The following is a 22,060-nucleotide window of genomic DNA, read 5'->3' as shown; positions in this document are numbered from 1 at the left end:
GGTCCGCGCGGCCGGAAGCGGTGGTGGCCCGTTTCCGGGGACCGGGTGCGGTACACGTCCGGCGGCCGGCTGCACCCCGTCTGACCTGCCCGGACGGTTCGAGACTGTCTCGGACGCCCCAGACCCTGGCCGGACGCGCACGGGACTAGAAGGCTCCCGGTCGAAGGCCGCCGGTAGCGGCCGCTGAGGGAGGTAGTGATGGCAGAGCGCACGGGGCAGTTGCCCGGTTCGGGCCCGGGGGAGACCAGCTCGGCACGGGGGCGGTTCGTGGTCGCCGGTATGGCGGCGGGGATGGCGGCGAGTCAGGTCCCGGTACCGGAGAGGAGCGTGCCGCTGGGGCGTGTGATGGTGTCCGGCCCGCCCCCGGACGTTGCGGGTGAGGGGGCGTGCACGAGCGGGAAGGGCAAGGACGGGGCGGGGGTAGCTTCTTACGACGGCGGGCGAGTCGCGTGGCGCCGCGCACTGTAGCGGTGGAACGGTGGCCGATGCGGCCCGCGGCCGGGTGCGGCGGAAGGTGGTGCCCCTCGTCCTGGTGGCGGTGTGCACAGTGCTGGTGGGCGTCGGCGTGCACCAGGCGACCGGCGGCTCTACCGCCGGCTCGGTGCCGGCCGCTGCCTCCGGCGCGCCGGGGGTCTCCCCGGACGAGGAGCAGAACCATGGCGACGCGCCCGGGCCGCAGCCCCCGGCCGGATCGGACGCCCCGGCCGGTGCCCTCGGGTCCGGCGTAGCCCCGGGTGAGCCGGCTGCGAGCGCCCCGGCTCCTGCCCCGGTGACGTGCGAGGTGGTGCTGAAGCGTGGGGACACCCTGTGGGAGCTGGCCCGGTATCACCACACCACGGTGCGGACGCTGCAGGAGCTGAACGGGCTGGGCGACTCGACCCTGATCTACGCCGGCGCCACGCTGCGTGTGCCCGGAGCTGCGGCCGAGCCCTCGGCTGTGGCGGCTGTGGCGGGTGCGGCGGGTGCGGCGGGTGCGGCGGGTGCGGCCGGTGAGACGGTGCCCGTCGGGTATGCCGACGAGGGGATCGGCCTCCGCTCGGACGCCGCCGGGGACACACTCGGTCCGGCCTTCGGCCCCGGGACACCGTCCGGGGGCTGGGTGACGCCCGAGGCGGGGCCCGGGGCCCTGGGCATCCGTGAGCTGCCCGAGGACGAGAAGACCCCCGGCACCAAGTCCGGGTCCGGGACGAAGAAGAACCAGGGCCGTGATGACAAGGGGAGCAAGGACAAGGGCAGCAAGGACAAGGTCCACGAGCCCGCGGCCGACCGGGGCGCCGCAGCAGCCGTGGCCTTCGCCCACGCGCAGATCGGCAAGCCGTACGCATGGGGTGCCACCGGGCCGGGATCCTTCGACTGCTCGGGGCTGGTGATGCGCGCCTGGCAGGCCGGCGGGGTGACACTGCCGCGCACCACCTGGGGCATGGCCGAAGCAGGAAGGGCCACCACCCGCAAGGCCCTGGCGCCCGGCGACCTGGTCATCACCAACGGCGGCGGCCACGTCCAGCTCTACATCGGGGACGGCAAGGTCCTCCACGCCCCCGGCACCGGCAGGCACGTCACCATCGCCCCTCTGACTCCTGCCTCCGGGGTTCTCACTTACCGCCACCTCGACGTCTAGGGTCCGTCCGGCGGATCTTGTGACTGTCTGACGATCGGATCGTTGCTCTGGTCGTGGGGCGGGGAGATCTGACCAAAGAGGAATGGATGCGGCTTGAGCCGCATCTGCCGAAGTCCGGCGGTCGCGGCGGACGTTGGTGCGACCACCGGCAGGTCATCAACGGGATCCTGTTCCGGGTCCGCACAGGAGTGCCCTGGCGTGATCTGCCCGAGCGTTTCGGGAGCTGGAAGACCACTTACGAGAGGCATCGGCGCTGGTCCGCAGACGGTACCTGGGACAGGATCCTCCAGGCCGTGGTGGCCGACGCCGACGCCCAGGGGCGAGTGGACTGGAGCATGGTCAGCGTCGACTCGACCTCATGCCGCGCCCACCAGCACGCGGCCGGGGCACCGCACAAAACACCGCGGATTCCGAAAAAAGATCAACGCCTCGGCAGCACCGCCCCGACGAGGGACTCGGACGCTCCCGGGGCGGCCTGACGAGCAAAGTCCACCTGGCGGGAGAAGGCGGCTGCCGCCCGCTGGCCCTACTGATCACGCCCGGCCAGTGGGGTGACAGCCCCCAACTCATCCCTGTCCTGGAGCGCATCCGGGTCAAGCGCACCGGCGGCGGGCGTCCGCGCACCCGCCCTGACCACCTGGGCGGCGATAAGGCATACAGCTCTCGCCGCAATCGCCGCTACCTGCGCCGACGCCAGATCAAGCACACCATTCCGGAGCCCAAGGACCAGCGCGCCAACCGGCAACGTCGAGGCAGCCGGGGTGGTCGGCCGGCGGCCTTCAACAAGGAGATGTACACGCGCCGCAACGAAGTCGAGCGCACGATCAATCGCCTGAAGCACTTCCGCGCCGTCGCGACGCGCTACGACAAGCGCGCCTACGTCTTCCACGGAACTGTCAGCGTTGCATCGATCCGGCTCTGGCTCCGCGGATAGATCAAGTATCCCAACATCTGGACGTACCTGTCACCGTCCTCCAGGAGGAGATTTTGTCGTGATTTGCGCACCTAAGGTTGCGGATGACCAGCGAGAACTTCGATCTGACTTGGAGTAGGGATGGCATCCGACGTTGCCGCGGTGGCCGCGGAGCTCACCGCCATGGTTGCGGCAGATCACCAGGCCGCGCGCCAGGCGAACAGCGATGACCCGGCGGAGCAGTTGGCGTGGCGTCGCTTGACGGCGCAGCACGCGGATCGTCTCGGCGAGATCATGGACGCGCACGGGTGGCCGACCGCGGAACTGGTCGGTGACGACGCGGCTCGGGCTGCGTGGCTGATCGCGCAGCACGCCGACCGTCAGCTCGACGTTCAGCGACGTGCGCTGCGGCTGATGGAGCAGGCGGTGGCCAGCGGCACTGCCAGCCCGCGCGATCTCGCCTTCCTGCGGGATCGCACGCTTGTGAACGAAGGGCGGAAGCAGATCTACGGCACACAGATCGCCGGAGTGAAGGAGGGCTCGCCGATCCCGTGGCCCTGCGAGGATCCCGAGCGCATGGACGAGCGCCGTGAAGAAGTCGGCATCCCGCCGTTCGCTGAGTACGTCGCTCAGTTCTCGATGGTCTGAGTCTCTCCGGGCATCCGGCGGATCACGCTCGCGCCTGATCCGCCGGACAGACCCTAGCGGTCGGACGTGTCCCGTGACAGGTGATCTTGACCATTTGTCAAATGATCTCGACGGCCGGTGGGTTCTGTCACTTGTTCTCGATCGGCGGGGGAAGCTGCAGCCGTTGCCGCGCCGGGCCCGCGCGATGTCGGTCGGCTGTCAGCGGGGACAGCGACCTGCCGGTGGGATGTGAGTGGCCCCCGGGACCGTAGGGACTGGGCGTGGCCGGCTGTGAATGTGCGGCCCGCTCCCCTTGAGACCACTCCGAGCTTCCGGGAGCCCGCCATGCCCTCCGTACCCCAGGCCCCGCGATGGGACGCTCACCGACTGCCTCATGCGCGGGGAAAGAGCTTCCTGGTCACCGGCGGCAACGCGGGCATCGGGTATTTCGTCGCCGAGCAGCTGGCCGGCACCGGGGCCACGGTCGTTCTCGGCAGCCGAGACAGGGCGAAGGCCGAAGACGCGATCGCTTCCATCGGCTCGCGCGTCCCCGGCGCCAAGGTGAAGCACATGCCCCTGGACCTGGCCGATCTCGCTTCGCTCAAGGCATCCGTGGACGCGCTCGGGCTGGACCGCCTCGACGCGGTAGTTCACAACGCCGGGGTGGCGCTCGACCATCCACCACGCCGCGAAACCGCGGACGGCCACGAGCTGATGTTCGCGACCAACCATCTGGGGCACTTCGCGCTGACCCACCACCTGGCCCCCCTGCTCATGGCGACCCCGGCGAGCCGGATCGTCACCACCGGCAGCTTCGCTGCCAAGTCCGAACGCCTGGACCTCGCCGATCTCCAGAGCACGCACGACTACCAGCCCAAACGTGCCTATGCGCGCTCCAAGCTGGCCCAGATGCTCTTCGCTCTCGAACTCGACCGCCGCCTGCGTGCCGCCGGCAGCACAACGCTGAGCGTGCTCGTTCATCCCGGCGGCGCGCTCGACTCCCTCACCCCTTCGCGCCCGCCATTCCATGTCCGAACCGCCGGCGAGCGGCTGAGCCACCTACCGCTCGGCCTTGTCGTCCAGGGCAAGGACGCTGCGGCATGGCCCGCAGTCCGGGCCGTACTCGACCCGAGCGTCCGCGGTGGCCAGCTGTTGAGCCCCCGAGCGTTCGGACTGCGCGGTGTACCCAGGACCGGACCCCTCTGGAGCCACCTCGCCGACACCACGACCGCGGCACGTCTCTGGGCGGCCAGCTGCGACCTGACCGGCAACGACCCGACGGTCGGCAAGACCGAAGGCCCGGCGACGGAGCACGGCGAAGCAGACGCCTCGACCGGATGAGATCGGGCCTGCGGTCAAGATCGTTCGGCAAAGCGGGAGGCGAGGCGGCAGCGCAGAGCCGTGGGCCACGACATGTGACTGGAGGAGGCCTATGTCGCGGCGGGCCTCGATCTCCTCGCGCACGATCGCGGCCAGGACATCGGGCAGCAACGCCTCGGCCTGTGGCCGGCCATGCCGTGTGCGCGGGTTGCTCGTTGACGGGGTGCGGGCAGAGCGCCTGTCGGTGGCTTGGGGTGGCGTGTCGATCCGGGTGTTCCCGCGCCGCGTCATCGTGGGTGGTCTCCTCGCCGGATCCCTGGCCGAGCGGGCGGCGGAGTTCCGGGGGGTCTGGTTCCGGTGGAGGTTGCTGGTCTGCGCGGACCTCGCCCACCCGGCGCAGTTCGTGGACTCCGCCCACGTGCTCCCGCCCCGTCCTGGTCGCTTGACCGGGCGGGCCCTGGACAACCGACCTACCGTGGAGGCATGGCCGAACCGAGGGGCCACGGATGGTCGTGGCTGAGCTGGGAGCGGAGCCAGTCCGGTCCGGACGACGCCGAGCACCGTGTGCTGCTGCTGCCCGGCGGACTGTGCACCGCGGATGAGTACCGCGAGCTGCTGGCCGAACCGGCGCTCGCCGCCGTCCGTCTGACCGCCGTCACCCTCCCGGGCCACGGCGGCACTGCCCCGCCCAGGGACTTCGATCTGGAGAACTACGCGCGGCTCGCCGCCGAGTGCGCGGCCGGCCTGGGCGCCGATGTCGTGGTGGGGCACAGCATGGGCGCCAACGTGGCGATCGAGATGGTCGCCACGGGCCGTTTCCGGGGGCCGGCGGTCCTGCTTGCGCCCAGTTTCTCGCGGCAGGACGAGTCCCGGTTCCTGCGCACCCTGGACCGGCTCACGCCGGTGCTGGGCCATCTGCCGTACGTCGCGATGTTGAAGCTCCTCGACGGCGCGGGCAAAGACGGTCCGCTGCCCCCGGAGCGCCGCGCCGAACTGATCGCGGATCTGCGCCGCAATGATCCCCGGGTGATACGCCGCGTCATGCGTGGCTACCTGGAGTACCTGGACCGGTACGGCTCCCTCGCGCCCCGGCTGCGGGCCGCACAGGGCCCGGCCTGGGTGGTGCACGGCGAGAGCGGCGACGGCGGCATCACCGACGACGAACGCCGGATACTGCTGTCCCGCCCGGGGATCCGGGTCATCACCCTCCCCGGCGAGAGCTTCTTCACCCCGGCCGAGGTGCCCGCCCTGGTCGCCTCGTACATCACCGAGGCCCTGACCGTGGCCCGCGCCCCGGCCCCGGACGCCTGACCGCCGTCACCCGGGGTCGGGAGCCCGGGGCGTCGGCGCTTCGGTCCTCGGTGGGGGCCGGGGCCGCGGCCGGGCGCTTGAACATCCGGGGCGCGGTGAGAGAGAGGAGGTCGTTTCCCCGGTGAACGGAAGCGGCCTCCGGACGATCCGTGGTGGGAGCTGCGGCTGCTCCACGAGAAGCTCTACCCCGCCTGGAAGCGCCCAGTGTGATCTGCTTCCGATTCAGGGCGCCTGTATAGGGGTTCCTGGGCCGGGGTGTGCGGAGGTGGGGTCCGGCTACTGGCCGAATTCGTCGGAGGCCGCCTGGAGGTCGTCGGCCAGGGATCGGAGGTCGCGTGCTTGATCAGGGCGTTGACACCTGGGGCACAGCTCGTGGCGGCCCTCGGGTGTGATCACGGTGCCCCAGCTGCGGCATTCTTCGCAGCCGCGGGCACGGTCGATGTTTGCGCGGACGGTAGGAGCGTGGGGGTGGGCTCCATGAGTCATGGGTGATTTTCCTCTGTAGAGCATTATCACTTTCGCCCAGTCTGCCACGGTTCGTATAGATATGCGGCATGGGTCGCTGGAGCTCGTGATCTGCTTGGGCGGCAAGACACAGCCTGGATGCGGTGCTCCAGGCCCGGACAGCGCCCCGGTCTCCGGGGTCCGGTGGTCGGTGAGCAGGTCCGCGACCTGCGTGCCAAGCATCAAAATGTGTGCTTTGGGACCACTGCGCCGGCAACCTCACCGGGAAGGGCTGCCCTCGGCGGGCGTGATCCACGGGTCGTGGACGAGGTGGGCATGCAGAGCATGGAACTGATGATTCAGGCCGGGCTCTTCCTCGATCAGCGTCAAGAGATGCTGCCAGGCCGGCGAGGAGGTGCACGGCACAAGAGCACTGGTCAAGGGCCTGCTGCTGAGCCGCCACCCGCCGCACGAGCGCCTGGTCGCCGGCCTCGCGGCCGCGCTTCGGGCCGGCGTACTGACCGCCGACTCGGTCGCGCTGGAGGCCCGCAAGGCGGCCGAAAGCCGGCACCGCGGACCCGGCCGAGCGGGGGCCGCCTGCGGCCGACCTTCCTGGCCGAGCTGCCGATGTCCGAGTGCGATGACCGCGACGAGCGGCGCAAGCAGCGGCGGGTCAAGGCCGCCGGGTTCCCCCGCGACAAGTCGCTGGAGTTATCCGGGGTCGGTGGCCGCGGCGACCATATCTGTGCAGGTCGTAGTGTTGCGGACGGCGTCCGTAGCGTGGGTGCCACTCTGTCAGAAGTCGATCACCTCACGGTCCAGCGGGTACTCCGACCGGTGCGCGCCGTCGTACGGCGAGGGTTGGATCGGCAGGACGCCGGTCGGTTGCCGGCCGAGATTGTCGTCCCAGAGCCGGGGCGCGACGTGTCCGGCGACCCGGAACTCCCGGAAGGTGAAGGGAGGGCTGTCGGTCGGGAAGAACTCGGCCGTCGTCAGCACCTGGAAGTGCAGGTGAGGGGTGGTGGAATTGCCGCTGTTGCCGATCAGCCCGAGGGTCTGGCCGGGTTCGACGCAGTCCCCCTCCCGAAGGTTCAGCGAACCGGGATGCAAGTGGCCGTAGAGGAGGTACCGGCCGGGTGCGACCTCCAGCGTGATGTGGTTGCCCACGGTGTCCGCGACCGGCGGGACGGGGGGTGACACGGGCGGCGGGTTGTCCGGGAGACCGTCCTGGACCTCCACCACCCGGCCGCCGGCCGACGCCACGACCGGCTGGCGGTAGCTCAGGTAGCTGGTGAGCTGCGTGGGGTCGCCCTCCCAGGTCTGTCCCTGCCCTCCGACCCGGTACCAGTCGATCGCGAAGCGCTGCGGCACGTAGAAGCGGCCGTTGATCGGCGCGAAACCGCGCCGGTGGTGGGTGTTGCCGCAGCACGACTCGCTGGCGTACCAGGTGCCCGGGAGGACCGGCGGGCGCAGGTCGAGCGGAGATGTGCGGGCGGTCGGGGTGGACTGCACCGTCTCCTCGAACGGCGACACGCCCGATGCGGTCAGGACAGCGCCCACCAGGTGGTGTTCGAGCACGTCGGGCACGGGCTGCCCGTGGTCGAGGGTCAGATCGATCCAGATGATCCACTGCTGGGAACCCTGGATGACGGTCTCCGCCGGAGGTGGTGGCGGCGGCGTGTACGCGTCCGCCCCCGGCAGGGGGTCGCCCACCGGGTTGGCGGCCCCGCCCAGTGCCTGTCCGCTCAGCGAGCCGATGACCTGCTGGGTGTTCGCGTCCTGGACGTCCACCCGGTCGAGTCGCACCTGAGCACTGCTGGGCAGAGCACTGGTGGTGACTAGCCGTTGCTCTATCGATCTTGGTGATCGTGAGTTCGAGTCTGCCGACTCGGTCGGGTGATCTTCTGGTCGGCGGGGCATGAAAGTGGGGCCTCCCGCACAGCTCGTGGGTGTCGAATCCAGCCGAGCAACAGGAGGCCCCTGGTGCCGCAGTCTTCCGTCTCCGTGACGTTGCCGTCCAACTCCGCACCCCTGTCGTGTGATTGCCTCGCTCACCGGTTCGGGAATGCCGGGGACCGGCCGCACAGACGTCCGAGGTACCCCTCGGACATGACCGACGCGGAGTGGGCAGTCGTGCGCGACGCGATGCCCGTGCCCGCCTGGCTGGAGGGAAGGGGCGGGCAGCCGGAGGGCTACTGCCACCGGCAACTGGTCGACGCGGTGCGCTACCTGGTTGCGGGCGGCATCGCCTGGAGGGCGGTGCCCGCGGACTTCCCCGCATGGGACCGCGTCTACGCCTTCTTCCGGCGCTGGCGGGACAAGGGCCTGGTCGCGGAGTTCCACGACCGGCTGCGCGACCGGGTCCGCGAGGCGGCTGGCCGTGATCCGGAGCCGACCGCCGGGATCATCGACGCGCAGTCGGTGAAAGGGGCCGCGTCGGTGCCGGCTGCCAGCCGGGGGTTCGACGGCGGGAAGAAGGTGAACGGCCGCAAGAGGCACATCGTGGTGGACACCGTCGGGCTGCTGCTGGCCGTGATGGTCACCGCCGCATCCGTCACCGACCGCGAGGCCGGCCGGACGCTGCTGGAGCGGCTGCGTGAGCGGCACTGGCGCATCTCGCTGGTGTGGGCCGACGGCGGCTACACCGGACGCCTGGTCGACCTCGCCCGCGATGTCCTGCGGATCGCGCTGACAGTGGTCAGACGCACCGACGACGCCGCGGGCTTCGTGGTGCTGCCGAAAAGGTGGCTGGTGGAACGAACGTTCGCATGGCTGATGCACTCACGCCGCCTGGTCCGCGACTACGAGACCCGCACCGACACCTCCGAGGCGATGATCCGGTGGTCGATGAGCATGGTCATGAGCCGCCGGCTCGCCCGGCGAGCACGCTGAACATCCCCGGGTGTTCCTCGGCCAGCCAGCCCCGCGCGGCCAGTCGCTTCGCCTTCGACCGCACTCCCTCCACCTTCGCCGTGACCACCTCCAGACCCAAGGCCGCCGCGAGCTGCCGACAGTCCATCTCCTCCCCGCTCCCCGCCAGGACCTCCACGAGCCGCTGGTAGTCCGGCGCCAGCGCACCCGGATCGAGACCTTCCCTCCAGGCGGGAACCACCGATCCAGGCGCCGCCCCGGCGACCCGCGCAGGCCGTTCACCGGCCACCCCGGCCGGCGGCGCCTCCTCGCCCACAGGAGGCCCTGCCAGGACTTCCGCCACCGTCTGACGGGCAATCACGAACCGCTCCCACGCGGCTTCCGCCTCCTGAAGCTCGGCCTGCAGGACCTCCACCCGTTGCCGGGCGGCACGCTCGCGCTCCTCCAGCAGCCCCATCACCGACGGCATCCGGCACCTCCACCGAAGAGACGACACGACACCGCGTCTCTGCCACCGAGGCACCCGCACTATGCCTGACCAGCGGAAACGCACCCGTCACTATCGGTTCGACAACGGCTTCTGAGCAGCTCGTACGAGAGGTGCACCTTGCCGTCAGTGGCATCGAACGGCGCGGGCTCGGTCAGCACCGCTGCGGTGAGCGGGGTGAACTGTGTGCCGGGCGGCAGTGCGGTCAGTGCGGCTCCGTGCCCGGGCACGATCGCGGTTGCCGCCACGAACGCTCCGAGCACGCCGCCGGCGAGCCCGCGGAGCAGTGCCCGGTGGCCGGTGGACTTGGGGGAGTTTCGGTGTGCCATGTGGCCCCCGTCGTTTGTCGAGGCCGGCAGCTCCGGGGGAGGAGCGCCGGTACGCCCCGGGGCGGAGACGCAGGCTCATACAACGGGCTGGCGGCCCGATCATGACAGATGCTCTCCGCGGGCCCACGCCGAATTGCACCCGTCCGGGCTCACCGCCACCGGTCGAGCCCGCTGTCGGGCGGTCAGAGCGGGGTGGTGACCTTGAGGATCAGCAGCAGGGCGGCGGCTGCGTTCAGGCGACATCCGCGCCTGGGCAGCCGACTGGAACGACAACCCCCCCCGCCCATGCGTCCGGACCAAGACCGCCGGTCAGATCCTCGAATCCCTCGCCGGCTACTGCCGGCGGGATCAAGGCCTCAGGACACTAGGATCGTTGTCATGGGGGCGGACATCGACGGCGTGATCGAGACACGTGGGTCCGGCGGTGGCTGGGAGACCGAGGTTGATCTCTTGGACTTCGGGCTCGGACGGGAGCGCGATGCCTGGGAGTTCCTCTTCGGCTTCGGCGGGGGTGTCGGTGTGGAGCGGCCGCTGTTCGACCGGCGGGGACTTCCGGGCGATGTCTCAAAGCCCGTTGTCGAAACGGGCAGGGAAGAGTGGCAGCACAGTCATTCGTACGCCCTGTGGGCCGAGGTGGCGGCGGTCGACTGGGACGGACCTGTGTGCAACGGTCCCGACTACACCCGCGTCGGGGTGTGGCGACCGGGCCCTGACTGTGAGCTCACCCTGGACGACGTGGTCCCGGCGTCCATCGAGGTCCTCGACGTGGCGGAGGAGCTCTTCGGGGAGGAGCTGATGCCGTCGGAATGGCCACCTGGTGGTGAGGTCCGCCTGGACGGGGCCGTTTACCGCCCGGTGATTCTGACGCCCCGGATGTTCGCCCCGCCGGACGGGAGCTGGGGGCCGGTATGGGCGGCAATGCGCGAACTGGCGGTCGTGTACGGGGGCGAGAACGTCCGCCTGGTGGTCTGGTTCGGCTGATCCGGGCAGGATCCGGAAGACGGTCTTCCGGGTACTCTCACGGCCGCGGGGCTGGATCACCCGGCGGGCGGTCGGGGCGGGCGGCCGAAGGCGCGGCGGTAGGCGCCTGGGGTGGTGTGCGCCGCCGCGTGGAAACGCCTTCGGAGGTTCGTGGCTGTGGAGAGCCCGACCTTGGCGGCGATCGCCTCCACGGCCAGGTCGGTGTCCTCCAGGAGGGTTCGGGCCGCCATGACGCGTTGGTGGAGGAGCCATCGACCGGGGGAGGTGCCGAGTTGTTCGGCGAACCTGCGAGCGAGGGTTCGCGGCGAGACTGCCACCCGGGCGGCGAGGTCGTCGATGGTGAGGGGCTCGTGGAGGTGTTCGACAGCCCACTCCAGGACGGCGGCCAGGGAGTCCGGTGGTGTGCCGGTGCGGGCGGACGCGGCGTACTGCAGCTGCCCGCCCTCCCGGTGCGGCGGCATGACCATGTGCCGGGCGATATGCGCGGCGTGGGCCGCGCCGTGGTCGGCGCGGACCAAGTGCAGGCACAGGTCGATGCCCGCGGCGGTCCCGGCGCTGGTGGCTACATCGCCCAGGTCGATGTAGAGCGTGTCGGCCTCGACCTCGATCTTCGGGAAGCGGGCGGCGAATTCGGCGGCCATCCGCCAGTGGGTGGTCGCCCGCCGGCCGTCCAGCAGCCCCGCCTGTGCGAGCACGAAGGCGCCGGAGCAGATCGCGACAATGCGGGCGCCGCCTCGGTGGGCCTGCCGGACCGCGTCAAGCACGGCGGGCGGGGCAGGTTCCCGGCGGCACTGCAAGCCGGGGATGACCACGGTGTCCGCAGTCTGTAGTGCGTCGAGACCCTGACTGACCATCATGTCGTAGCCCGCCAGGGTCGCAATGCGGCCCGGTCGTTCGGCGCACACGCCGAACTCGTAGCGGGAAGGCAGCCCATGCCGGGACAGGCCGAACACCTCAGCGGCACATGCCAGCTCGAAGGTGGACTGCGGTGGAATCGCCAGGGCGACCACGCGATGAGAAGTCATGGCAGAAAAGTACCCTCACTCGTCATTATGGACACTGGGATTCGGTGATCCACACGACGACAGTGGGACCCATGAGCCACGAACCCATGCAGATGCAGGTCCTGGACGTGCACGAGGTCGAACCGGTGGAGGTCGCTCCCGGAATAACCCGGCGTCGGCTGCCCGCCACGCCTCGGGCGCGGGGATGGATGTACGACTTCGCCCCGGGGGCGCAGTGGCCCGAGGAGGATGTGCACGAGGCCGAGGAACGCTACTACGTGATCTCCGGAGAGTTCATCGACTGCGGGCACCGCCTCGGACCGGGCAGCTACGTGGTGTTCGCGCCCGGGAGCACGCACCGCCCGCGCACCGAGACCGGAGCCCGCATGCTCGGGATCAGCATCCTCACCCGCTGAGCGACCCGCTGCGCACGGGCTGGTGTCCAGTGCGCAGCCGGGCCGGGACGGCGTGTCGCCTGGCCCGCCCTCCGCATGCCTCACCCCTTGACGACGAAAGGTCACATGCAGTGGAGAATCTGCTCGATCACACGGAGCTGCAGGCCGCCTTGGAGGACGTCCACCGTGCGGGAATGCCGGGAGTGTTCGCCGAGGTGCGCGACGGCGCCCAGGTCTGGCGCGGCGCCGCCGGGGTCGCCGATCTCGCCACCGGCCGTCCCGTCTCCACTGATATGCGGCATCGCGTCGGCAGCATCAGCAAGACCTTCACCGCCGCCGCAGTGCTGCAACAGGTCGAGCGCGGTGATTTTGTCGGGTCATATGAGAGCCGTTGCTCCGGTGTGAACGGGAGCCAGGGGTAGGCCGTTCGTGGCGGTGACGTACTCGGCTGTGGCTGGGGTTCTTCGGCGAGATTGGGAGCCACTGATCGGGTGACCCGGCGGGCCTGGGCGGAGTGTTTGAGGGGGCCGGGACCGGGGTGTCGGTAGCTTTTCGATGCGGGCCCGGGTCGCCTCCCTGACAAGTCGCGGCCACGGGCTCGCGCCTATGACGCGCCAAGGGCTGGACCCGTGGGTCCAGCCCTCCGATCGGAGACAAGCTTCCGAACGACATAGGTGTCCTCGATTCCGGGCCAGGCTCGGGCGTCAGAAAGGCGACCCTTCAGCCTGGAACACCAATGACTCGGCAGGCGGCACCGGGATGCTGTTGTGGAAGCAGCGCGGCTGCTCAGGGCTGGGACAACCGCTCTTCGTAAGCCAGCGAGTTCGGCCCCCAACCGTCCACCTCATTGCCGTTCACGTCCACGGTGGCGTCCATGTAGCCCATGGCATAAAGGACCGCCAACGCCACCGCCTGGGCATCGTGGTCGTCGATCTCGTGGACGGAGTAGCGGAGCGAGTTCTGCACACGGCCACAGAGGTTGGCGGCGACGCCGAGAACCGAGAAGCTCGACCTGCGCAGACCGGAGGCCTCCAGGGCACTGCTGCCGCCGCGCAGGATCTCGCAAGCAGCGTCGAATGCCTCGGCGAAATCCGCGGCGGCATACGGGCCGGACGCGCTCATATGCATACGAAGAAAATGGTTCTTGATGAGCCAGTCCCGCAGGTTGTCCACTTGCAGGACGAGCCGCTCGGCCGCCTCCACCCACCGGATGGTGGATGCGCCGCGCATGAGCAGCCTTTCGAGTTCGGTCAGATCCTCGGGAAGGCGGTCGGCATCGTCCATCAAAAGCATCCTCTCTGTCAGAGTGTCAGGCCTCGGCGCCGCCGAGGACAGGTTGGACCCTGATGGTTCTGCAGACACGGATAGCCCGGTTGATCACATGCGAGTGGCAAGCATGCCACCGGCTGCCTGCTACCAGCTACCGGTACACCTGCGACGGGTAGCCCTCACGGGCTGATTCGGGGCAAACATTGCCTGGCGCGGCACTAGTTGAGGCGGCCGGGCTCTCTAGGCCGTTGCCCGCCGGACACGGTAGTTCCAGCGGGCGAGTGACCTGACGACGGTTTCGGCACCGATGGGGTTGGCGCTGTGGACGAAGACAGCTCCGATCTGAAAGGGCTGTCCGTTGAAGGCGGCTTCTTCCATGAGGGCCACCACCGGCATGATGGTGTCGTCGCCGCCGAGATCGTGGTCGAGCCACAGCTCGTCGATGAAGCTGTTGCGGTGCTCTTCCAGAAGCTGGATACCTTCGCGGCTGGTGCGGGCGATCCGCGTGGCCTGGGGAAGGGAGCGGAGGTCGTCTATGCCGAGGACGACGGGTATCGGCGAGGTGGGGGCTTCTTTCACTGGGTGATTGTCACAGTAGGCGGGCGGGATAACCACGGAGTATTGAGGCTCTGCGGGGCGGGTGGTGCCACATCAAGGCGGGGCAGCAGGCTCCTGTTGATCCATCATGAGTGGGTCGTGCCCGTCCAAGGCCGTTTGGGGGTACCGACTTGGGCCTGAGTGGTGCATTCATGGCAGTCCAGGGACGGGCCTGTCAGTTCGGAGTAGGGAAGAGGGATTCCTGGGTGGCCTGGTAGCGGTAGGACTCGGTGCCGGTCTGGATGAGGGTGCAGCGGAAGGTGATCCGGTCGGCGATGGCCGCGCAGAGGCGGGCGTCGCCGAAGGTCTTGTCCCACTCGGTGAAGGGTGAGTTCGTGGCGACCGCGGTGGCCTTGCGCTCCTCGCGCTCGGTGAAGATTTGGAACAGCAGTTTGGCGCCCCTGCGGTCCAGGTTCAGGTAGCCGAACTCGTCCAGGCACAAAAGATCGATCTTGCTGTAGCGGGCGATCACCGAGGACAAGCGTCGGCTTGCGTCGGCCTCGGCGAGCTCGTTCACAAGTGCGCTGGTGGTGGTGTAGCGGACCGACAGGCCGGTCTCGGCGATCGCAGTGCCGATGCCGATCAGCAGGTGGGACTTTCCCGTGCCGGAGTCGCCGATCAGTACCAGCGGCCGGCCCTCGCGGACCCAGGTAGGGGATTTGAGGTCCGCGACGACCTCGGGGGTGACGTTGGGGTTCTTCTCGAAGTCGAAGTCCTGGAGTTATCCGGAGTCAGTGGCAGTGGCGACCACATTTCTGCAGGTCGTAGCGTTGCCGACGGCGTCCGCAACGTGGACGACACTCCGGTTCAGGCGTCGAGGCTGGGCCTTGTCCAGAGCGTGATGTCGCTGCTGGTGGCGACGACGAGCGTGCGTCCCGAGGGAGAGAACCCGGCGGCTCGCAGTTCGGAGTAGTGGGCGTGGAAGATGTGCCACCACTTCTCACCGGCGGGACCACGGCAGAGTCCGCCATCGGCCGAGAGGAGGACTCGGTGGTGCGGCCAATCCGGGCTGACGACCTCAACGGTCCACCCGTCTTCGGTGGTGGAGTGGAGGCCGCCGCCGAAGAGGCCGGCGATCCGAACCTCAGTGCCGGCGAGCGGCCCGAGTCCAGGACAGGTCAAGTTGGGGCCAGCTGGTGTGCTGTGATCGAGGTCGGGGTCGTGGTCGCGGGCGAGTCGCTGCCCCGTGGAGGCGTCGAAGAGGCCGTGACCGTTGCTGGAGACGACCATCAGGAGGTCGTCTCCGCTGGCGGGGTCGGCTCCGAAGCCGACTCCGAGTAGCCCGCCGATGGGCGTTCGCCGCGCGAAGACGGGCTGCCAGGGGTCTGGCGCTGGGATGACGGAGGCAGCGAGGAAACGATCCCTCAGTTGCTGCTGGTATTCGGAGAGCATCGTGTCCTCAGGATGGATGTCCCAGGCGCGGCTGGGGCAGCTTACTGGTGGTTCAGAATCAGCTCGTCGTGGACCGGGGCTGCGGTCGTTCGTCGATGCGTTGAAGGATGTGCGTGAAGTCGCCGGTCTCGACCAGGCCGACGAGGACCTGGGTCATCTTGCTGATGCCGGCGTCGCGGACGATGAGGCCGTCCGAGCATGAGAAGTAGGCGCCGCCGAGGGCCTCCCCGGTCGCCGCCCACCTCTCCATGATGGTCTCCACTTGAGCGAGGGTGATGACGGTCGCACTCCACCGGGTTCCGTTGTTGAGGTCCACGAAGACGTCGATGTTGTCCACCGATTCCAGGTCTTCGCCGGCGTTCGGCAGAAACGCCGCCTCGAAGTGCACCGTGCGGACCCTGTACCAGGGTCCGTCCCATCTGCCCGCTTGTTCGTTGTGGTTCACCGGGCGAGTGTGCCGGGCTGATCCTGCGGCCTCAACTGCATTGTTCTGGCACGCTGCCGGCTGTAGCAGCGGGCCTGCCGTTCACCCGGGCGCGTCGTCGCGTTCCCGAAGCCGACGCTGGAGGCGAAGGATCTCGCCGTGGGCGGCGGCCAACCGTTGTTCGAGCTCTTGGACGCGCTCACGGTGAGCGGCGCGTTCGCGCCGGAGGGCCTCGGTGAGGCTATGGATCACCGTGCCGTCGTCGGCTGATGGGTCCTGACGAAGAGGCCGGTGACCAGCCCGTTGCTGACCGCGCAGAGTTTCGATGCGTTTGCGCAGGTCGGCGTGGGCGTAGAGGAAGTCCAGGCTGACGCCCCCCACGCGGGCGACAGCCCGGAAGTTGATCTCCTCGCCTGCTTTGACCAGTCGCCGGATGCCTGCCTCCGCTCGTTGGACGGCCTGCTCGTGCTTGTCCTGAGCTGCCTGCCGCAGGGCGGCGATGCGCCGGTTCTCGGCGAGGGCAACGTCAGGAACCGAGGCGGTCGGGCGGGTAGTCATGCGGGCTATGTCCCTTTGTGATCAGGTGAGTTGGCGGTGTTCTGGTAGCCAGTGCGACCGAGCACGCCCGCGCCACGGACGACGGCGGTGCTGTCCGCCGGCTGGGCCTCCAGAGCGATGATCTCCAGCTGCATGCTGCGGATCTCGGCATTGCGCTGTTCGAGCCAGACGTTGGCCGCGCTCATCGGCTCGCCGTAGCGGTCGGCGTGTCGGGCCTGCCGGGATGCGACCAGCGACTCGGTCTCGGCGAGTTGGCGCTGGATGTCGGGCAGGAAGGTGCGGTCGGTGGCGAAGTGGTCGCAGCCGTGGCAGGCGTTGCCCTTGTCGCAGGAGCGGGTGGGCGGCAGGAGGCAGTAGCCGTTGGGCAGGATCCGGTCGGTGCGGCGATCGAGCTGGACCAGGTCCAGCATGTCCCGGCGGTCCATCCCGAGCTCACGGCCGTCCCGGCCGACCTTGGCCAGGGCGAGGAATTCCCGCTCGGCGGTGCTGGCCAGAGTCGCGGCATAGCGCATCGTCATTTCGGGAGAAAGGTGGCCAAGGTATCGCTGGACGACGTGGATGGGGGCTCCGGCGTTGATGAGGGTGGTCGCCTTGGTGTGGCGGAGCCGGTGGCTTCGTGAGTAGAGGAGGAGCTCGCCGCGTGAGTCGCGAAGGTCCAGGTGGCGGCTGAAGTCCTTCAGGACGCGGTTGTAGTTGCTGGTCTCCCAGGACTTGGTGCCGTGCCGGTTGCCGGTGGTCTTGGGGAACAGGTAGCGGATGGTGTCGGCGGCGCCCAGGTGCCAGTGCTCGCGCACCCACGCCTGCTGTTCCCGGACGATCTCGACGACATCGCGGCCCACCAGGATGGTGTTCGGTGCCGCGTCGATCTTCGTCTGCTGGTAGCGGAGCCGGGCGACCATCCCGCCCTCGGGGACGGCTGCGGTATCCAGGCCGGGGATGTCGGAGAGCGGCTCGAAGTCCATCATCAGTACTTCGCTGGCCCGGCGTCCGGTCATGGCCTGGATGAGCCAGGCCCGCATGACCGCAGGATGTCCGAGGCCGGCCAGCTCGACCTGCCGGGCGTCGCGGACGACGGTGCGGGTCTGCTCGGTCGGCAGGCCGAGGAGCTCGATGTGGGTGAGCATGCTGCTGAGGTCGGTGTCGTTGATGTAGTTGCGTTCGTCGGCCTCGCGGACCTCGCGTTGCCGGGGCCGGTCGCCGGAGCGGAACATGCGGGCGTGGCTGTCGGTGAGCGCCAGCCACCGGGAATCGTCCAGGGCTTCGGCGGCCTCGGTGCGGCAGTCGGTCATGACCCGGTAGAACAGGTCGATCGTCTGCAGGTTCTTGTTGATCGTCCTCGGCTGGAGGCTGCCGCCGACCTCGGACCGGCCCGACGTCTCGCGCTGCCAGTGGTGCAGGAAGGTGCCGAAGTCCAGTGCGAGTGCGCGCAGGCTCCGCTCGGAGCCGTCCGCCAGGGCAGGGTGGTCGATTCCGCGTTCGGCCGTGAACGCCGCGAAGCGCGCCGTGTTCACGCGGTGCTGCATCACCGTCGACCAGGTCAGTTGTCCGGACTCCATCTGCAGCCGGAGGTAGAACTTGGTTCCCTCCCGCAGCCAGACCGGGGTGATGTCACCCCAGCGGACGGCGGTGTTGGCGCGCGGCTCGTGCTCGCGCCGCGGGATGCGCAGGTCCAGCCGCAGCGACCAGATGTCGTGCCGCCACCAGTCGACCTCGCTGGCGTACTGCCGCAGCAGCCGCTCCAGCATGCCGCGCAGAGCGTGCTCGGCCCGGAGCCGATGCCCGGGGGCGGGCATGCGGCCCCGGTCGGCGTGGAATCTCCGGGCCCAGGCGGTCATCCACTCGGCCAGTGGTCGGTCGGCGAAGGAGGCGACGTGCGGGTGGCGTGCGATGACGTCGGCGGCGGTGACCGCCCAGCGGTTCCACTCGCTGGCGTGGGCTTGGCGTTCGCCGGTGCGCGCGCAGGTGGCCAGCCACCAGCCCACCTCGCGGCGCATGACCAGCGGCAGGGCGCTGATGTCCAACCGGACCTGCCGCGATCCGCGCATGAACACCCCGGTCAGCTTCGGGTCCCGTCCGTCGAACAGCGGCCCGGCGAACACCGGGTCCAGGCCGTCGACCAGCGCGGCGCTCTGTGCAGACCGGTCCGGGGTGGTCGAACCGCCGGAAGGAATCAACGGGATGCGATGGTCGGTCATGCCGAACTTTCCTCCAGGCCACGCCAGTTGGTGGTGAATGACTTCCAGTTCGCCAGGGTCTTCAACTCGGCATCCTCGGTGACCCAGCCATAGAGGGTCAGCGTGGTCTGCACGTCGGCGTGGCCCATCCGCCGCATCACCACGTGCTCGTGAGCCCCGGACAGCAGCAGAGCGGTCGCGTGGGTATGGCGCCACCAGTGCGGTGTCCAGGCGGACGGAACCGCCCTCCCCAACCGGCGCTTGAGACCGTCGACCAGGTCGTAGACGGTCTCCGGCCGCAGCGGCGCGAGCCACTCGCCGCGACGCAGGTTGACGAACACCCACCAGTTCTCCAGGTCCACCGCCCGGTGGGCGTCGGCGTCGCACAGTTCCCACACGTACTCGCTGTGCAGACGCTCCAGGTCGTCGCTGATGTAGACGCGACGGAACCGGCTGTTCTTCACCCGAACCCCGGCCGGGTGGTCCTGCCGCGGCACGACCTCGACGAACGGCGTCCCGCCCCGGCCGACATGCCAGTCGGAGTGCTTGAGCGACAGGCACTCGCCCAGCCGCATCCCGGTCTCGCTCAGCGTCGCGAACAGCAGCCGGTCGCGTACCGACCCCGACCACCGTCCGGAGACTGCGTCGAAGCGCGCGCATCCGTCGAGGATCGCCTCGGCTTGGGCCGGTGTGAGCACCGGTGCCGGCCCGCGATCGCGCGCTCGGACGCGCACTGCCGGGTTCACATGGTCATTCCCGCGGTCCAGGTGGGCCAGGGCCCCGACGTATCGGCTGCGGGCCCGGCGCCCACCGACCCGGTAGAGCCTGCCGGCGACCGCCACCCCATGCACATCCGCGTGATACCGGTAGAACGACAGCACCGCTGCCACCCGCAGCCCCACCGTCGACTCCGCCACCCCGCCGACCGAGGCGGCACCAGCACCCGGCAAACGGTGCACTCCGACCGGATCACCGGTCCGCAGCACCGTCAGGAACGGCAGGAACGACGGCAGCGTCACCTCGTCCCACGCCAGCCCGGCCGCCTCCAGGTAGTCCCACCACGCGCTCAGAGACGTGGCATAGGAACGGAGGGTGTGAGGCGACGCATCTCGCCCGACGCGCAGGAACTCCAAGAACTCCTCGACAGGCACGACCGGCAGGTAGTCGGGACCGACCACCGTCCACGTCCGCCCATCACCCAACTCGATTCTCTGCACTGGCACAGCGCCATGCTGCCGACGTCACCGACGCTGTCGGGCCACCCCGGATAGCGCAACGCCAACGACCACCAAGACGAGTGAACCCCACGCTGACTGACGTTCCAGACGGGCACAAATGAACCCCGGATAACTCCAGCCGCTTGGGCCGCGGGAAGCGGGCCAGCCGCAGCAACCGCTGCTGACGGCGAAGGTCCCGGTCGGCGAGTTCGACCTGCAGCAGGTCCAGCAGGAACTGCTTGTAGGTGGCCTGCTCGCGCCGGGCGGTGCCTGCCAGGTCGATGAACCGCTCGCGGAACGCCGGCAGGCGAAGCTCGCGGCATGCCTCGTCGATGAGCATGTCCTCCGGGTCGCCGGGCAGCGACATCCTGCGGCCGGGGACCTTGCCAGTGTCCTGCTCGTCGTCCTGGTCGGTGACGGTGATGGTCGGCCTCATGCGCCGTGGCCTTTCTGGGTCTGGCTGTCGCGGCTGGCGACCGGGCTCAGCAGCCGGTCGTACTTGCTCATGTCGGGCAGTGTCGGCCGCGGGTCGGGCGGCAGGCGGCGCGCGTGCAGGGAGATCACCTGGGCCGCGGCGGCGGGTGTGGCCGTGGCGCCGTCCGCGGCCACTTCGCCGGCGTCGGCCAGGAGCTCGGCGTCGTCCGCGTCGGTGCCTTCCATCGCCTTGCGGGCCTCGATCGCGACGAGGTCGGTGGAGACCGACCCGACCCGGAGGCAGGTCTCCATCGCCGTGACCAGCGCCTCCGGCGGGAGCTGGCGGTGCAGCAGCAGCACCTCGATCAGCATTCTGGTGCCCTCGCGGTCACCGGCCCTGGTCTTCGCCGCCGCCCAGAATGCTTCGTGGATCTTGGTGAAGCCGCCCTCCGCGCGGGCCTGCGCGAGCGCGGACGCCCCGGCGAACGCGCCGGGCTTGACCAGCAGGATCTCCAGGTAGTGGTCCAGGAAGTCGTGGTAGGTGTAGCGGCGCGTCAGCCTGGGGTGGCGGGCGACGACCTTGCGCCCGTCGAACACCCACAACTCGTTCGCCCGCAGCTTGACGCGCACCTTGGTGCCGATGAGCTTCGCCGGCACCGAGTAGTAGCACTGCCGAACGGTGATCCGGGAGTTGCGCGCGACGACGGGGGTCAGGTCGATCCCGCAGTCGTAGTCGTCCGCCGGCAGCGGCCGCAGCCGGTCCCGCTCGGCCTCGAAGTCGAACCCGATCGAGGTCGGCCGGCCGTGGATGTGCCGGGCGTCCTCCGCGATGTCGATCGCGGCCAGGCGCTCGTTCAGCTCCGCCAGCGAGTCGACCGCGGGAGGCGGGACCAAGTGCTTGCGGCGGAACCTGCCGCCCTCGTGCTCCACCCCGCCCTTCTCATGGGCGCCGTCCTCACCGGGCGCGCAGTAGAACGCCGAGAACTGATACCAGGATTTGAACGCCGCCCACCGTGCCGACTCCAGCCGCGAGCGCCCGAACAGCACCTGCTTGACCGCCGGCTTCAGGTTGTCGTACCGGATGTGCACCGACGGTACCCCGCGCAGCACCGTGAACGCCTCCACGTGCCCTTCCAGGAACGCCTCCTGCGACGCGGTCGCATAGACCCGGTGCACCGCCTTGCCCGAGTAGGACAGCCGCAGCGTGAACAGCACGCACTTGCGCCGCTGCCCGGCCAGGTCCAGCCAGAAGTCCGCGAAGTCGACCTCCGCCTCCTCGCCCGGCCTCTTCGCCTGCGGCACCATCCCGTCCAAGTGCCAGCGGCCCTCCAGTGCCTCCGCGCGAATCTCCGAACGCCGCTTGGACACGTAGTCCCAGACCGTGGTGGGACGGGCCTGCTCGAAGTCGTGCTCCGCGGCCAGACGCTCGATGATCCGCGGGATCGTGTGCTTCTGCTTCGCCGGAGCGTCCAGGTCCTCGCGCAGTATCGCGTCGATGAAGCCCTTCACCGGCTCCAGCACGCTCTTGCGCGGCGGCGGCGACTTGCGCTTCGGCGGCACCGGCGACTCCAACGCCTTCTTCACCGTGTTCCGCGACACCTTGAACCGCACGGCGAGCTCCCGCCCCGACAGCCCCTGCTCACGCTTGGCCCGGCGGATCCTCTCGAATAGCCACTCACGTGACCTGTGCACCAGCGGTCTCCCTGACCTGGACC

Annotated in this window: 21 protein-coding genes and 3 pseudogenes; 10 read left to right on the top strand and 14 right to left on the bottom strand. The window is 69.5% G+C overall.

Features of this window, described 5'->3' with window-relative positions; all coding sequences use genetic code 11:
• The first annotated feature begins 478 nt into the window (after positions 1–478).
• From OG286_RS02005 to OG286_RS01980, 6 genes and pseudogenes are all read left to right on the top strand, one after another.
• Positions 479–1,618, top strand: a complete 1,140-nt coding sequence (locus OG286_RS02005) for an NlpC/P60 family protein (protein ID WP_396320262.1) — start codon at positions 479–481, stop codon at positions 1,616–1,618.
• 53 nt (positions 1,619–1,671) lie between these two features.
• Positions 1,672–2,552, top strand: a protein-coding gene (locus OG286_RS02000; RefSeq protein ID WP_396320260.1) for an IS5 family transposase whose coding sequence is annotated in 2 segments (ribosomal slippage) — positions 1,672–2,032 and positions 2,032–2,552 — 882 coding nt in all. Because the reading frame shifts where the segments join, the coding sequence is not laid out codon by codon here.
• Between the two features lie 120 nt (positions 2,553–2,672).
• Positions 2,673–3,179, top strand: a complete 507-nt coding sequence (locus OG286_RS01995) for a DUF6624 domain-containing protein (protein ID WP_396320259.1) — start codon at positions 2,673–2,675, stop codon at positions 3,177–3,179.
• 324 nt (positions 3,180–3,503) lie between these two features.
• Positions 3,504–4,499, top strand: coding sequence for an SDR family NAD(P)-dependent oxidoreductase (locus tag OG286_RS01990; RefSeq protein ID WP_396320258.1), 996 nt, complete (start codon positions 3,504–3,506; stop codon positions 4,497–4,499).
• A 462-nt stretch (positions 4,500–4,961) separates the two neighbouring features.
• Positions 4,962–5,789, top strand: a complete 828-nt coding sequence (locus tag OG286_RS01985) for an alpha/beta hydrolase (RefSeq protein WP_396320257.1) — start codon at positions 4,962–4,964, stop codon at positions 5,787–5,789.
• 1,053 nt (positions 5,790–6,842) lie between these two features.
• Positions 6,843–6,941, top strand: a pseudogene (locus tag OG286_RS01980) (AAA family ATPase); the annotation flags it as partial.
• An 87-nt stretch (positions 6,942–7,028) separates the two neighbouring features.
• Here the strand turns inward: OG286_RS01980 and OG286_RS01975 are convergent.
• A complete protein-coding gene (locus OG286_RS01975) occupies positions 7,029–8,039 on the bottom strand; it encodes a M23 family metallopeptidase (RefSeq protein ID WP_405364651.1) in 1,011 nt (336 codons plus the stop codon).
• A gap of 303 nt (positions 8,040–8,342) precedes the next feature.
• Here OG286_RS01975 and OG286_RS01970 point away from each other — a divergent pair, with 303 nt between their 5' ends.
• Positions 8,343–9,125 carry an IS5 family transposase gene (locus OG286_RS01970; RefSeq protein WP_396326183.1) on the top strand — a complete coding sequence of 261 codons (783 nt, stop codon included), beginning with the start codon at positions 8,343–8,345 and terminating at the stop codon, positions 9,123–9,125.
• Here OG286_RS01970 and OG286_RS01965 read toward each other — a convergent pair.
• Together OG286_RS01965 and OG286_RS01960 are read right to left on the bottom strand one after the other, a co-directional pair.
• Positions 9,091–9,573: a hypothetical protein gene (locus tag OG286_RS01965; RefSeq protein WP_405359522.1), complete on the bottom strand. Its 483-nt coding sequence runs from the start codon at positions 9,571–9,573 to the stop codon at positions 9,091–9,093. The genes OG286_RS01970 and OG286_RS01965 overlap by 35 nt on opposite strands.
• 59 nt (positions 9,574–9,632) lie before the next feature.
• A complete protein-coding gene (locus tag OG286_RS01960) occupies positions 9,633–9,920 on the bottom strand; it encodes a hypothetical protein (protein WP_405364649.1) in 288 nt (95 codons plus the stop codon).
• 378 nt (positions 9,921–10,298) lie between these two features.
• Here OG286_RS01960 and OG286_RS01955 point away from each other — a divergent pair, with 378 nt between their 5' ends.
• Positions 10,299–10,901, top strand: a complete 603-nt coding sequence (locus OG286_RS01955) for a hypothetical protein (protein WP_396320255.1) — start codon at positions 10,299–10,301, stop codon at positions 10,899–10,901.
• Between the two features lie 56 nt (positions 10,902–10,957).
• Here OG286_RS01955 and OG286_RS01950 read toward each other — a convergent pair whose 3' ends face one another.
• Positions 10,958–11,926: a helix-turn-helix domain-containing protein gene (locus OG286_RS01950; RefSeq protein WP_396320254.1), complete on the bottom strand. Its 969-nt coding sequence runs from the start codon at positions 11,924–11,926 to the stop codon at positions 10,958–10,960.
• 71 nt (positions 11,927–11,997) lie between these two features.
• Between OG286_RS01950 and OG286_RS01945 the strand changes: the two genes are divergently transcribed.
• Both OG286_RS01945 and OG286_RS01940 read left to right on the top strand, forming a co-directional pair.
• Entirely contained in the window at positions 11,998–12,321 is a 324-nt protein-coding gene (locus OG286_RS01945) for a cupin domain-containing protein (protein WP_396320253.1), read from the top strand.
• Positions 12,322–12,431: 110 nt separating this feature from the next.
• Positions 12,432–12,665: pseudogene (locus OG286_RS01940) on the top strand (serine hydrolase); the annotation flags it as partial.
• A gap of 421 nt (positions 12,666–13,086) precedes the next feature.
• Here OG286_RS01940 and OG286_RS01935 read toward each other — a convergent pair.
• From OG286_RS01935 to istA, 10 genes and pseudogenes are all read right to left on the bottom strand, one after another.
• Positions 13,087–13,584: a hypothetical protein gene (locus OG286_RS01935; RefSeq protein ID WP_396320252.1), complete on the bottom strand. Its 498-nt coding sequence runs from the start codon at positions 13,582–13,584 to the stop codon at positions 13,087–13,089.
• Positions 13,585–13,809: 225 nt separating this feature from the next.
• The gene (locus OG286_RS01930) at positions 13,810–14,148 is read right to left on the bottom strand and encodes a cyclic-phosphate processing receiver domain-containing protein (protein ID WP_396320251.1); all 339 of its coding nucleotides are present in this window, start codon (positions 14,146–14,148) and stop codon (positions 13,810–13,812) included.
• 193 nt (positions 14,149–14,341) lie between these two features.
• A pseudogene (locus tag OG286_RS01925) lies at positions 14,342–14,875 on the bottom strand (ATP-binding protein); the annotation flags it as partial.
• A gap of 98 nt (positions 14,876–14,973) precedes the next feature.
• The gene (locus tag OG286_RS01920) at positions 14,974–15,558 is read right to left on the bottom strand and encodes a hypothetical protein (RefSeq protein WP_396320250.1); all 585 of its coding nucleotides are present in this window, start codon (positions 15,556–15,558) and stop codon (positions 14,974–14,976) included.
• Between the two features lie 58 nt (positions 15,559–15,616).
• Positions 15,617–16,003, bottom strand: coding sequence for a hypothetical protein (locus OG286_RS01915; RefSeq protein ID WP_396320249.1), 387 nt, complete (start codon positions 16,001–16,003; stop codon positions 15,617–15,619).
• An 81-nt stretch (positions 16,004–16,084) separates the two neighbouring features.
• On the bottom strand, positions 16,085–16,540 hold the full coding sequence (locus OG286_RS01910) for a DUF6262 family protein (RefSeq protein ID WP_396320248.1): 456 nt from the start codon (positions 16,538–16,540) through the stop codon (positions 16,085–16,087).
• A gap of 5 nt (positions 16,541–16,545) precedes the next feature.
• Positions 16,546–18,735, bottom strand: a complete 2,190-nt coding sequence (locus tag OG286_RS01905; RefSeq protein ID WP_396320247.1) for a tyrosine-type recombinase/integrase — start codon at positions 18,733–18,735, stop codon at positions 16,546–16,548.
• On the bottom strand, positions 18,732–19,931 hold the full coding sequence (locus OG286_RS01900) for a tyrosine-type recombinase/integrase (RefSeq protein WP_396320246.1): 1,200 nt from the start codon (positions 19,929–19,931) through the stop codon (positions 18,732–18,734). Before OG286_RS01900 ends, OG286_RS01905 begins: the two co-directional genes overlap by 4 nt.
• Entirely contained in the window at positions 19,909–20,367 is a 459-nt protein-coding gene (locus OG286_RS01895) for an ATP-binding protein (RefSeq protein WP_396320245.1), read from the bottom strand. The genes OG286_RS01900 and OG286_RS01895 overlap by 23 nt, the downstream gene beginning before the upstream one ends.
• A complete protein-coding gene (gene istA / locus OG286_RS01890) occupies positions 20,364–22,037 on the bottom strand; it encodes an IS21 family transposase (RefSeq protein ID WP_396320243.1) in 1,674 nt (557 codons plus the stop codon). The genes OG286_RS01895 and istA overlap by 4 nt, the downstream gene beginning before the upstream one ends.
• Positions 22,038–22,060 lie beyond the last annotated feature (23 nt).

The organism is Kitasatospora sp. NBC_00039 (assembly GCF_045160625.1).
Taxonomy (GTDB): Bacteria; Actinomycetota; Actinomycetes; order Streptomycetales; family Streptomycetaceae; genus Kitasatospora.
This window is presented reverse-complemented; position numbering and strand designations above follow the sequence as displayed.